The 12,131-nt window shown below is 61.9% G+C and carries 11 protein-coding genes; 4 read left to right on the forward strand and 7 right to left on the reverse strand.

What is annotated here, in order from left to right:
• Positions 1-379 precede the first annotated feature (379 nt).
• Complete coding sequence (gene acs / locus AC5QPF_RS23255) at positions 380-2,335, reverse strand: acetate--CoA ligase (RefSeq protein ID WP_494960076.1); 1,956 nt, start codon at positions 2,333-2,335, stop codon at positions 380-382.
• A gap of 404 nt (positions 2,336-2,739) precedes the next feature.
• Between acs and AC5QPF_RS23260 the strand changes: the two genes are divergently transcribed.
• The gene (locus tag AC5QPF_RS23260; protein WP_494960077.1) at positions 2,740-3,000 is read left to right on the forward strand and encodes a DUF2790 domain-containing protein; all 261 of its coding nucleotides are present in this window, start codon (positions 2,740-2,742) and stop codon (positions 2,998-3,000) included.
• Positions 3,001-3,103: 103 nt separating this feature from the next.
• Here the strand turns inward: AC5QPF_RS23260 and AC5QPF_RS23265 are convergent, their stop codons facing one another.
• A complete protein-coding gene (locus tag AC5QPF_RS23265; protein ID WP_494960078.1) occupies positions 3,104-4,663 on the reverse strand; it encodes a sigma 54-interacting transcriptional regulator in 1,560 nt (519 codons plus the stop codon).
• Between the two features lie 272 nt (positions 4,664-4,935).
• Here AC5QPF_RS23265 and phhA point away from each other — a divergent pair, with 272 nt between their 5' ends.
• The 3 genes from phhA to AC5QPF_RS23280 are packed head-to-tail and all read left to right on the forward strand — an operon-like array spanning position 4,936 to position 7,313.
• A complete protein-coding gene (gene phhA / locus AC5QPF_RS23270) occupies positions 4,936-5,724 on the forward strand; it encodes a phenylalanine 4-monooxygenase (protein WP_494960079.1) in 789 nt (262 codons plus the stop codon).
• Positions 5,725-5,763: 39 nt separating this feature from the next.
• Positions 5,764-6,120 (forward strand): 4a-hydroxytetrahydrobiopterin dehydratase, encoded by a 357-nt coding sequence (locus AC5QPF_RS23275; RefSeq protein ID WP_330075701.1) that lies wholly within the window; start codon positions 5,764-5,766, stop codon positions 6,118-6,120.
• Positions 6,120-7,313: an aromatic amino acid transaminase gene (locus tag AC5QPF_RS23280; protein WP_494960080.1), complete on the forward strand. Its 1,194-nt coding sequence runs from the start codon at positions 6,120-6,122 to the stop codon at positions 7,311-7,313. Before AC5QPF_RS23275 ends, AC5QPF_RS23280 begins: the two co-directional genes overlap by 1 nt.
• A 74-nt stretch (positions 7,314-7,387) precedes the next feature.
• Here the strand turns inward: AC5QPF_RS23280 and AC5QPF_RS23285 are convergent, their stop codons facing one another.
• The 5 genes from AC5QPF_RS23285 to rluB all read right to left on the reverse strand — a co-directional run bounded on the left by AC5QPF_RS23285 (position 7,388) and on the right by rluB (position 11,996).
• Positions 7,388-7,618 (reverse strand): hypothetical protein, encoded by a 231-nt coding sequence (locus AC5QPF_RS23285; RefSeq protein WP_494964293.1) that lies wholly within the window; start codon positions 7,616-7,618, stop codon positions 7,388-7,390.
• Between the two features lie 92 nt (positions 7,619-7,710).
• Entirely contained in the window at positions 7,711-8,292 is a 582-nt protein-coding gene (cysC, locus tag AC5QPF_RS23290; protein WP_494960081.1) for an adenylyl-sulfate kinase, read from the reverse strand.
• 17 nt (positions 8,293-8,309) lie between these two features.
• Positions 8,310-8,723 carry an alternative ribosome rescue aminoacyl-tRNA hydrolase ArfB gene (gene arfB, locus AC5QPF_RS23295; RefSeq protein ID WP_494960082.1) on the reverse strand — a complete coding sequence of 138 codons (414 nt, stop codon included), beginning with the start codon at positions 8,721-8,723 and terminating at the stop codon, positions 8,310-8,312.
• Positions 8,724-8,801: 78 nt separating this feature from the next.
• Positions 8,802-10,217: an amino acid permease gene (locus AC5QPF_RS23300; protein ID WP_494960083.1), complete on the reverse strand. Its 1,416-nt coding sequence runs from the start codon at positions 10,215-10,217 to the stop codon at positions 8,802-8,804.
• 720 nt (positions 10,218-10,937) lie between these two features.
• The gene (gene rluB / locus AC5QPF_RS23305) at positions 10,938-11,996 is read right to left on the reverse strand and encodes a 23S rRNA pseudouridine(2605) synthase RluB (RefSeq protein WP_494960084.1); all 1,059 of its coding nucleotides are present in this window, start codon (positions 11,994-11,996) and stop codon (positions 10,938-10,940) included.
• Between the last annotated feature and the right edge of the window lie 135 nt (positions 11,997-12,131).

Here is a 12,131-nt window from a genome sequence, read left to right on the forward strand (position 1 = left end):
TTCTTCAATGCGACAAGTAGTTACAGAAGCGCAGGAAGAGCGTCCGAGCGATATTGACAGGCATGGGGAAATATGCAAAAGCGAAAAACAAATAACCTATAACCAAAGCAATAACCGGGCCCATTATTGGCAAAGCCTTGTAATACGGCAAGCCCAGCCGTTCGAGTGTCGGAAAACCCGAACGATTGCGCACCAGGATGGAACACCCGCGTTTCCTTATGCCCCGTTTTCGTACGATCGCGGTGACAGAGCGGTTACCGATGAAAGTCGAAGTAACAAAAACCCAAGGCCCCGTAGGCAGATTGCCTACGGGGCCTTGGGTTTTGGGCTTACAGGGAGGACGCGCTCCCACAAGGGAACGCATCAAGCCTTAAAGCCTTCAAGCCACGTTCATGGTCTTGTGCGTCTCCACCAGATGCGCCACTACGCTCGGGTCAGCCAGCGTCGAGATGTCGCCCAGGGCGTCATACTCGGCCGTGGCGATCTTGCGCAGGATGCGGCGCATGATCTTGCCCGAACGGGTCTTCGGCAGGCCCGGCGCCCACTGGATGACATCCGGCGAAGCGATCGGGCCGATCTCGCGGCGAACCCAGTTCTTCAGCTCCAGACGCAGCGCCTCACTCGGCTCCTCGCCACCGTTGAGGGTGACGTAGACATAGATGCCCTGCCCCTTGATGTCGTGCGGCACACCAACCACAGCAGCCTCGGCGACTTTCGGGTGGGCGACCATGGCGCTCTCGATCTCGGCGGTGCCCATGCGGTGCCCGGAGACGTTGAGCACGTCATCCACGCGACCGGTGATCCAGTAGTAGCCGTCCTCGTCACGGCGGGCACCGTCACCGGTGAAGTACATGCCGCGGAAAGTCTTGAAGTAGGTGTCGACGAAGCGGTCGTGGTCGCCATACAGCGAACGCGCCTGACCCGGCCAGGAATCGAGGATCACCAGGTTGCCCTCGGCGGCGCCCTCGATCAGGTTGCCCAGGTTGTCCACCAGCGCTGGCACCACACCGAAGAACGGACGGGTCGCGGAACCCGGTTTCAGTGCGGTGGCACCTGGCAGCGGGCTGATCAGCACACCACCAGTCTCGGTCTGCCACCACGTGTCGACGATCGGGCAGCGCTCCTTGCCGACGGTCTGGTAGTACCAGTTCCAGGCTTCCGGGTTGATCGGCTCACCCACCGAACCCAGCAAGCGCAGGCTGGAGCCATCGGCACCGGCCACGGCGGCCTGACCTTCGGCCATCATGGCGCGGATTGCGGTCGGCGCAGTGTAGAGGATGTTGACCTTGTGCTTGTCGACGATCTTCGACACGCGGGTGATGTCCGGGTAGTTCGGCACGCCCTCGAACAGCAGGGTGGTGGCGCCGTTGGCCAGCGGGCCGTAGACGATGTAGCTGTGACCCGTGACCCAGCCGACGTCGGCGGTGCACCAGTAGACTTCGCCCGGACGGTAGTCGAACACGCGCTCATGGGTCATGGCGGCGTAGACCAGGTAGCCGGCGGTGGTGTGCAGAACGCCTTTCGGCTTGCCGGTGGAACCAGAGGTATAGAGGATGAACAGCGCTTCCTCGGCGCCCATTTCCTTCGGCGCGCAAACGCTGCCGGCCACTTTCATCAGGTCTTCGTACCAGATGTCGCGGTGCTGGTTCCACTTGATGTCGGCACCGGTGCGCTTGCACACGATGACCTTCTGGATGCTGTTGGTTTCCGGGTTGGTCAGAGCGTCGTCGACGTTGGCTTTCAGCGGAGTGCGGCGGCCGCCACGCAGGCCTTCGTCGGCAGTGATCACCACCTTGGACTTGCAGTCGATGATGCGGCCAGCCAGGGCTTCCGGCGAGAAGCCACCGAAGACCACCGAGTGAATCGCGCCGATACGGGCACAAGCCAGCATGGCCACCACGGCCTCAGGGATCATCGGCATGTAGATAGTCACCACATCGCCACGGTGCACGTCCTGGCCACGCAGGGCGTTGGCGAACTTGCAGACCTGCTCGTGCAACTCGCGGTAGGTGATGTTGCGGTGCTCGGAAGGATCGTCGCCTTCCCAGATGATTGCGACCTGGTCGCCACGCTCTTCCAGATGACGGTCAAGGCAGTTGTAGGACACGTTCAGGGTGCCATCGGCGAACCACTTGATGTCGACGTGGTGATCGTCGAAGGAGGTCTGCTTGACCTTGGTGAAAGGCTTGATCCACTCGAGGCGCTGAGCCTGCTCACGCCAGAAGCCGTCCGGGTTGATCACCGACTTCTGATACATGGCCTTGTAGGTGGCCTCATCGGTCAGGGTATTCGCCGCAACCTCGGGACGAACAGGGTACAGGGAAGCCGCACTCATCTTTGTTACCTCGGTGTAATAGTTGTTTTTGTATGACCTCGTTTTAACTGTACCAGAGCCGCCCGGGCCATTCGACGTTGGTAGTAACGCCACGGTCTTTTCGCCTCACCCCGCCAGAAAACCGCTCTAGCACGGGCGTCCCAGTATTAACCCGAGGGATCGGGGATTTTTTCGCGGCGATTGTTACGGATTCTGCCAACAGTGTTTATCAAAACATCGACTGTTTCAGCTTGATGGCACCCCCTAAAATTCACCTCGCCAGCAACGGCAACGAGATTAACTTCAGGTAACAGGCCCCCACGAAGGCGCGTTAATCCCGAGATAACTTTCAGGATTCACTTTGTTGCACCGTAGCGCCACAAGCGCTACGCCCCCTTTCTCTACCCTGGACAGGTAAATAGAAGATGAAAGCTTTACTGGTATTGGCACTCGCTAGTGTTTGCGCTTCGGCCATGGCCGACGATATTGCAAATACCAATGCCGAGCAGATCCCGGTCGAACAATACAGTTACTCGCAACACCTGGATATCGCCAAGGTCATTTCCATGAGCGAGATACCAAACGTGTGCGAAGTGGTTCCGGCGCGCATGACCTACGAGGATTCCAACGGTCAGAAGCACATCCTCGAATACCGCGTCATGGGTAATGGCTGTTCCAACGGCTAACTTCCCCTCCGTGGCTGCCGCGCCTCTTGATTGAAACAAGAGGCGCCACGCCCGAATAATATTCCCTTAATAAATCTGCACTTCCCCCCGAAAACCTCCAGCGCTATTCAACCGCTTTGCCAATTGCATAATCACGCAACTTGTTGGCAATCGTCGTATGGGAAACACCCAATCTTTTCCCCAACGCCCGACTGGTTGGAAACTCGCCTTGCAAAGATTCCAATACTGCCTTTTCAAAGCGTCCGACAATCTGAGCCAGATCGCCTTCCAGGGAAAACTCGCCCAGCGGCTGGCGCGCGCCGTAGTCCGGCAGACGGATATGTTCGGCCTTGACCACCCCGCCCTCGCACAAAGACACCGCCTGGAACAGCACGTTTTCCAGTTGCCGCACATTGCCCGGCCAATGGTATTGGCTCAGACGCTCCAGCGCCGCCGGCGCCAGGCGCGGTAGCGGGCAGCCTATCTGCCGACTGGCCTGGTCGAGGAAATGCTCCACCAGTGGCGGCAGGCCATCGAGGCATTCGCGTAGCGGCGGGATATGCAGCGACAGCACGTTGAGCCGGTGGTACAGGTCCTGGCGGAATTCGCCGCGGGCGCACAATTCGGAGAGGTCGACCTGGGTCGCGCAGATCACCCGCACGTCGAGATACACCTCTTCATCGCTACCAACCCGGCGGAAGCAACCGTCCTGGAGGAAGCGCAGCAGCTTGACCTGCAGGCGCGGGCTCATCTCGTCGACGCCATCGAGAAACAGCGTACCGCCAGCCGTCAGCTCCAGCAGCCCCAACTTGCCTTCGGCGCGGGCGCCCTCGAAAGCCCCCGGGCCATAGCCGAACAGCTCGGTCTCGGCCATGGATTCCGGCAGGCCAGCGCAATTCAATGCCATCAACGGCGCCTGACCACGGGGACTGGCCAGATGACAGGCACGGGCTAGCAGTTCCTTGCCGGTGCCGGTCTCGCCCTCGATCAGCAACGGTGCGTCCAGCGGCGCCATGCGCCGCGCCTCGCGGACCACCGCAGCCATCACCCGTGAGCTCTGGAAGATGCTGTCGAAGCCGCGCAGCTCCTGCTTGCGCACGTTGTAGATGCGCTCGCCGATGCGATCGGCGCGGTGCAGGGTCAGCACCGCGCCGGCCAGGGCCTCGCTGTCGTCGTGCTCGGATTGCAGCGGGGCGATATCGGCGAGGAACACATCATTCTTGATCTTCACCCGCAGGCCATTGATCCGCGCCTTGTTGGCACGCACCAGTTCCGGCAGGTCGAAATCCTCGGCATAGCGCGACAGCGGGATGCCCGGCACCTCATCCACCCGCACTCCAAGCAACTGCGCGGCGGCGCGGTTGGCGGCGACGATGGAGCCACCCATGTCGATGGACAGCACCGGAAAATCCAGGGCCCCGAGCAGCGCATTCAGCTCCATGTGCCGGCGCTCGCTGGGCATCAGGCCGACGCGCTTGACCCCGAACACCCCGGTGATCGACTCGAACTTCGGGCGCAGCGCCTGGAACTGCAGGTTGATCAGGTTCGGACAATGCAGGTAGATGGCGTTGCCGTGTTCGCCCCCCACCTCACCGCGGGCGACGTTGATGCCGTACTCCACCAGCAGGTTGAGAATGTCGCGAAGGATGCCGATGCGGTTCTGGCAGTGCACTTTGATACGCATGAAAGGTCCTGCAAATAGGTAAAAGCGGCGATTTTTCTGCGGCCAGGCCGGAAATTTTGTAAATAATACGTTACAAAAACAGGCTTTCCCAGCGCTTCGCGATGGCGGATTTCCGCGATCCTGCCGATTACGTAAATTCTGCGTTACAGAAACCGCTTGTTGGCGCCCCGTCCAGCCTTCCGCCCGGGCTGCAAATCCATCGGCCAACGGCTATCTCTAAGGGCATGGCGCAAGCCGCACACAACAATAAAAGCCCTCAGCAGGAGAGCAGCATGAAACAGACGCAGTACGTGGCCCGTGAGCCCGATGCGCAGGGTTTTATCGATTACCCGCCGCAGGAACATGCGGTGTGGAACACCCTGATCACGCGTCAGTTGAAAGTGATCGAGGGTCGCGCATGCCAGGAATACCTGGACGGCATCGAACAGCTCAACCTGCCCCATGACCGCATTCCGCAGCTCTCGGAAATCAACGCGGTGCTGGGCGCCACCACTGGCTGGCAGGTCGCCCGGGTACCGGCGCTGATCCCCTTCCAGACGTTCTTCGAACTGCTGGCCAGCAAGCGCTTCCCGGTCGCCACCTTTATCCGCACCGAGGAAGAACTGGACTACCTGCAGGAGCCGGACATCTTCCACGAGATCTTCGGCCACTGCCCGTTGCTGACCAACCCCTGGTTCGCCGAATTCACCCACACCTACGGCAAGCTCGGCCTGGCCGCCACCAAGGAACAGCGCGTGTACCTTGCCCGCCTGTACTGGATGACCATCGAGTTCGGCCTGATGGACACCCCGCAAGGTCGCAGGATCTATGGCGGCGGCATCCTGTCTTCGCCGAAGGAGACCGTCTACAGTCTCTCCGATGCGCCAGAGCACCAGCCGTTCGACCCGCTGGAAGCCATGCGCACGCCGTACCGCATCGACATCCTGCAGCCGGTGTATTTCACCCTGCCGAACCTCAAGCGCCTGTTCGACCTGGCCCACGAAGACATCATGGGTATGGTTCAGCAAGCCATGCAGCTCGGCCTGCACGCACCCAAATTTCCACCCAAGGCGGCCGCCTGAGCCGCCCTCTACACCTATAACAATCGACTGGAAGACCTTATGAACGCCTTGTCCCAAGCCCACTGCGAAGCCTGCCGCGCCGATGCGCCGAAAGTCAGCGACGAAGAACTGCCGGAACTGATCCGCATGATTCCGGACTGGAACATCGAAGTCCGTGACTCGATCATGCAACTGGAGCGCGTCTACCTGTTCAAGAACTTCGCTCACGCCCTGGCCTTCACCAACGCCGTCGGCGCGATCTCCGAGGCCGAAGGCCATCACCCGGGCCTGCTGACCGAGTGGGGCAAAGTCACCGTCACCTGGTGGAGCCACTCGATCAAAGGCCTGCACCGCAACGACTTCATCATGGCCGCACGCACCGACGAGGTCGCCAAGACCGCCGAAGGCCGCAAGTGATGCATTTCCAGGCCATCACCCGGGTGCCGGGCGACCCGATCCTCGGGTTGATGGAGGCTTACGCCAAGGATGCCAACCCGGTGAAGTTCGACCTCGGCGTCGGCGTGTTCAAGGACGCACAGGGCCTGACGCCGGTGCCCGCGGCGGTCAAGCAGGCAGAACAGCGCCTGGTCGAGCGCCAGCTGAGCAAGAGTTATGTCGGCGGTCATGGCGATGTCGCCTTCGGCTACCTGCTCTGCCAACTGGTACTGGGCGAGACCTCGCCGCTGCTCACCGAGCAGCGCGCCGGGGCGACCCAGACTCCGGGCGGCACCGGCGCCCTGCGTCTGGCCGCCGAGTTCGCCCGGCAGTGCCTGCCGGGTCGCGGTATCTGGTTGAGCGATCCGACCTGGCCGATCCACGAAACCATCTTCGCCAGTGCCGGGCTCAAGGTGGAGCACTATCCCTACGTCGGCACGGACAACCGCCTGGACGTGGCCGGCATGCTGGCCGCGCTGGAGACTGCGGCCGAGGGTGATATCGTCCTGCTGCATGCCTGCTGCCACAACCCGACCGGTTTCGACCTGTCCCATGCCGACTGGCACGCCGTGCTGGACGTGGTGAAACGGCGTTCGCTGCTACCGCTGATCGATTTCGCCTACCAGGGCTTCGGTGACGGGCTGGAAGAGGACGCCTGGGCGGTGCGGCTGTTCGCCGCCGAACTGCCTGAACTTCTGATCACCAGTTCCTGCTCGAAGAACTTCGGCCTCTACCGCGAGCGCACCGGTGCCCTGCTGGTGTGTACCCATGACGCCGAGAAGCTGTTGGATGTGCGCAGCCAGCTGGCATTCATCGCCCGAAACCTGTGGTCGACGCCGCCGGATCATGGCGCAGCGGTGGTAGCGGAGATTCTTGGCGATCCGGCGTTGAAGCGCCTGTGGATAGAAGAGGTCGAGGCCATGCGTCAGCGGATTGCGCGGCTGCGCAGCGGGCTGGTGGATGCACTCAAGCCACATGGGCTGAGCGAACGCTTCGCACATATTGCCGAACAGCGCGGGATGTTTTCCTACACCGGATTGTCGCCGGAGCAGGTGAAAGCGCTGCGGGAGCGGCATAGCGTGTATATGGTCGGGACCGGACGGGCGAATGTGGCCGGGGCCGACGAAGCGCGGCTGGACATCCTCGCGGCAGCCATTGCCAACGTTTGTCAGTAAACGCGACGCGGACCGTGTGGACCTGCTCCCACACGGTCCGCGCCCTGCTACTAATGTTGTAATTTTCCTACCAATCAGCAGGAAAAACTCAATCTGTCATCCAGACTGCTGTATCCTGCCCCCGGCTTCACCGGAGCCACGCGTACTTTGTGCGTGAACTTCCCACCTACGACCACCTTGCGAGGAACGACGAGATGCACGAAATCCCGAATCTTCCCTTCCCAAGCCTGAACCATGTCGAGCAGAAGCCGGCTTCCCAGAGCGCCGAACCAGCCCAGGTGGCTGATCAACAAGGCGACGACCATCCGAGCGCTGACCAGGAATAACAAAGCGCGCAACAGGACGTGTGAAAACCTCGGTTACCGGGGGTCCACCTCACCAACCGGTTTTCACACGCTCAAGAAGCTCCGCCCTCCCTGCGCACCCGCGCCAGCAATCTCTCCAGACACTCCTCCACCGCCACCTCGGCGGTATTCAGCGCCAGCGCCGGTTCCTGCGGTGATTCGTAGGGATCATCCACCCCGGTAAAACCACTCAGCATCCCCGCCCGCGCCTTGCGGTAAAGGCCTTTCGGATCACGCCCCTCACAGATGGCCAGCGGCGCACTGACGTGGATCTCGTGAAAGCACTCGACACCAATGATGCGCCGCGCCATCTCGCGATCGCGCTGGTAGGGCGAGATGAAAGCGGCCATCACCACCAGGCCGGCATCGTTCATCAAGCGCGCCACCTCGGCGACACGGCGGATGTTCTCGGCACGACTTTGCGCGTCGAAGCCCAGGTCGCTGCACAGGCCGTGGCGGATGTTATCGCCGTCCAGCACGCAGCAGGCAATACCGGCGTCGAGCAAGCGGCGCTCGAGGCCGAAGGCCAGGGTGCTCTTGCCCGAGCCGCTGAGGCCGGTGAACCACAGGGTTGGGGGGCGCCAAGTGTCGCGGCGGGCAGCGGGGTGCCAGGTCAGATTCCGTTCGCAGGCCATGGAGGTCCTTGTAGGGTTCAGTAGTCGATCTTGCCGCGGCCGGCCTTGATCGCCCCGCGCTTGCTCTTGGTGTCGAGGCGACGGGTCTTCGAGCCCAGGGTGGGCTTGGTCGGTCGGCGTTTCTTTTCAACCTTCACCGCAGCCAGGATCAACTCGCGCAGGCGCTCCAGAGCGTCGGCACGGTTCTGTTCCTGGGTGCGGTATTGCTGGGCCTTGATGACGATCACGCCGTCGCGGGTGATGCGGCTGTCGCTGAGCTGGAGCAGGCGTTCCTTGTAGAACGGCGGCAGCGACGAGGCCTGGGTGTCGAAACGCAGGTGCACGGCCGAGGAAACCTTGTTGACGTTCTGCCCGCCGGCGCCCTGGGCGCGGATGGCGTTCAGCTCGATTTCTTCGTCGGGGATATGCACGGAGTTGGAGAGGACCAGCATCGGAGGAAGCCCGGGGGAATGTGGGCGTCAGGATACTCCGAGTTGCCGGAATTGGGGCCGCTTTGCGGCCCCGAAGACTTACTTGACCGCCGGACTCACCACGACAGACGCACCGGCCCGCTTGGCCTTGATCATGTAGAACACCCACATCACGCCCAACCACACCGGAATCGCATATACCGACTCACGGATACCATCGATCATCAGCATGATTCCGAGGATCAGCACCACGAACGCCAGGCACAGGTAGTTGCCATACGGGTACCACAGCGACTTGAAGAACGGCTTCTGACCGGTACGGTCCAGGTGCTGGCGGAACTTCAGGTGCGAGTAGCTGATCATCGCCCAGTTGATCACCAGGGTCGCCACTACCAGCGACATCAGCACTTCCAGCGCGTTGTGCGGCATGAAGTAGTTCAGCAGCACCGCCACCAGGGTCACTGCCGCCGAAGCCAGGATCGAACGCACCGGCACGCCGCGCTTGTCGATCTTCGCCAGGCTCGCCGGAGCATCGCCCTGCTCGGCCATGCCGTAGAGCATCCGCGCGTTGCAGTAGGTGCCGCTGTTGTACACCGACAGCGCCGCGGTCAGGACCACGAAGTTGAGGATGTGCGCCGCGGTGTTGCTGCCCAGCATCGAGAACACCTGGACGAACGGGCTGCCGCTGTACGAACCGCCGGCCGCCTCGATATTGCCCACCAGCGCATTCCACGGGGTCAGCGACAGCAGGACCACCAGGGCACCGATGTAGAAGATCAGGATGCGGTAGATGACCTGGTTGATCGCTTTCGGGATCACGGTCTTCGGCTTGTCTGCTTCAGCCGCGGTAAAACCGAGCATTTCCAGGCCGCCGAAGGAAAACATGATGAACGCCAGGGCCATCACCAGACCATTGATGCCATGGGGGAAGAAGCCGCCGTGCTCCCACAGGTTGCTCACCGACGCCTGCGGGCCGCCGTTGCCGCTGACCAGCAGGTAGCTGCCCAGGCCGATCATGCCGACGATGGCCAGGACCTTGATGATGGCGAACCAGAACTCCGCCTCGCCGAACACCTTCACGTTGGCCAGGTTGATCGCGTTGATCAGGATGAAGAATGCCGCCGCCGTGGCCCAGGTCGGCACCTCCGGCCACCAGAAGTGGATGTATTTGCCGACCGCAGTCAGCTCCGACATGCCCACCAGGATGTACAGCATCCAGCAGTTCCAGCCCGACAGGAAACCGGCGAAGCCGCCCCAGTACTTGTGCGCGAAATGGCTGAAGGAACCGGCCACCGGCTCTTCGACGATCATCTCGCCGAGCTGGCGCATGATCATGAAGGCGATGAAGCCGCAGATGGCGTAGCCGAGGATCATCGACGGGCCCGCCGATTTCATCACGCCGGCCGAGCCGAGGAACAGGCCGGTACCGATCGCACCGCCGAGGGCGATCAACTGGATGTGGCGATTTTTCAGGCCGCGCTTGAGCTCACCTGAATGCGGAGTTTGTCCACTCATGAACGAAGTCACCTGTTGTTTTTATCTGTGACGGGATCGGACCCACCACGCTCGTGGCGCGGCGGAATTGGCAAGGGGTGGTTACCTTGGGGCCATGACGCGGGCTGACGATCCCGGCAAAAGCCCCGGGGATATCAGCCTGGCGTCGGCCAGGGTGCGTGGTACGCAAGAAGGTCACAGGTAAAACGCGGCGCACTGTATACCCTTGCATTGACGCAAGGGTCAACACACAGCGTAACGTTTTGATGACGGCACGAAGCGTTCCAGCGGGCAGATTGAAGCCTGGGGGAGTGAATGGCGTGCATGGCGCCCTCCGTTTTTGTTTTGTTTTCTGTCCCGCTCTGCGGCGGTCAGGCACTTGGCTATGGACGCCATGACACCCGGTTTATGAGGGTTGCGGCAAGGTGTTGACGTGAGCGTAAAGGGGATTGGCGGGGGAATTGCGGCAAGGAATGTTTACAGTTTTGGAGAGTTCCGGGATCGGCCTGATAAGCGTGGCGGCTCAGTAACAAAATATTTACAGGCTGGTCGAAAATATTTCCAACAGGACAGTTTTGTAGGGGCCTGCAGGGCCTCATCGCGGGCAACGCCCGCTCCCACAAGATTCGGCGGCGCATATGAAACCTGTGGGTGGCGTTGCCGGCGATGAGGCCCTCAAGCCCGACACATTTCTACCAGACACAAAAAAGCCAACCCGAAGGTTGGCTTCCTGCACATCACTCACTCGCTACGCGGCTTGCCCCGCCCGGCACCCGGGCCAGGACGCTTGCCCGCCCCGGTCGGCGCCGGCTTGCGGCGAACGTCACTCGGACGCTCGGCCACGGTGGTACGGCCTTTGCGCGGCGCGTCCTCGCGTGGTTTGCGGGCAGGACGCTCTTCCCCTTCCTTCGCCGGGCGCAGGGTCCGCACGCGCTCACCACGACCGATCGGCTTGCTGGACTTACGCTGCATGCGCTCCAGCTTGTCCTTGGTCTTGGCGTTCATCTGCGGCATCGCCACCGGGGTCAGACCCACTTCGGCCGCCAGGATGTCGATCTCGCCCTGGCTCATTTCGCGCCAGCGGCCCATCGGCAGGTCGGAGTTGAGGAACACCGGACCGAAACGCACGCGCTTCAGGCGGCTGACCACCAGGCCTTGGGATTCCCACAGGCGACGCACTTCGCGGTTGCGACCCTCCATCACCACGCAGTGGTACCAGTGGTTGAAGCCTTCGCCACCCGGCGCCTGCTGGATGTCGGTGAAACGCGCCGGACCGTCTTCCAGAACCACGCCTTCCTTCAGGCGCGCGATCATGTCTTCGTCGACCTCGCCACGCACACGCACGGCGTACTCGCGGTCCATCTCGAAGGACGGGTGCATCAGGCGATTGGCCAGCTCACCGTCGGTGGTGAACAGCAGCAGACCGGTGGTGTTGATGTCGAGGCGGCCGACGTTGATCCAGCGGCCCTCTTTCGGCCGCGGCAGGCGGTCGAACACGGTCGGACGGCCTTCCGGGTCGTCACGGGTGCAGATCTCGCCGTCGGGCTTGTTGTACATGATGACGCGGCGCACGCTTTCGGCGCTCTCCTCACGCTTGATCAGGCGACCGTCGACGGAAATCGCGTCGTGCAGGTCGACCCGCTGGCCAAGGGTGGCGACCACGCCGTTGACCTTGATGCGGCCTTCGCCGATCCAGGCTTCAACGTCGCGGCGCGAGCCGACGCCAATGCGTGCGAGTACTTTTTGCAGTTTTTCCCCGGCCGGACGTGGCGGGCTGTCTTGCAGGTCTTGTTCACTCATCTGGGCACCTCCCGGTGTAAAAAGTCGAATCTGGGTTTCTGGCATGTGCGCCAAAAAGGCCGCGAATCATACGCTGATCGCGGCGCAAACGCACCTGAGCGTAGACCGATTTAATCCACCGCGCCGGCCTTTACG

The organism is Pseudomonas sp. Con_6 (genome assembly GCF_059379395.1).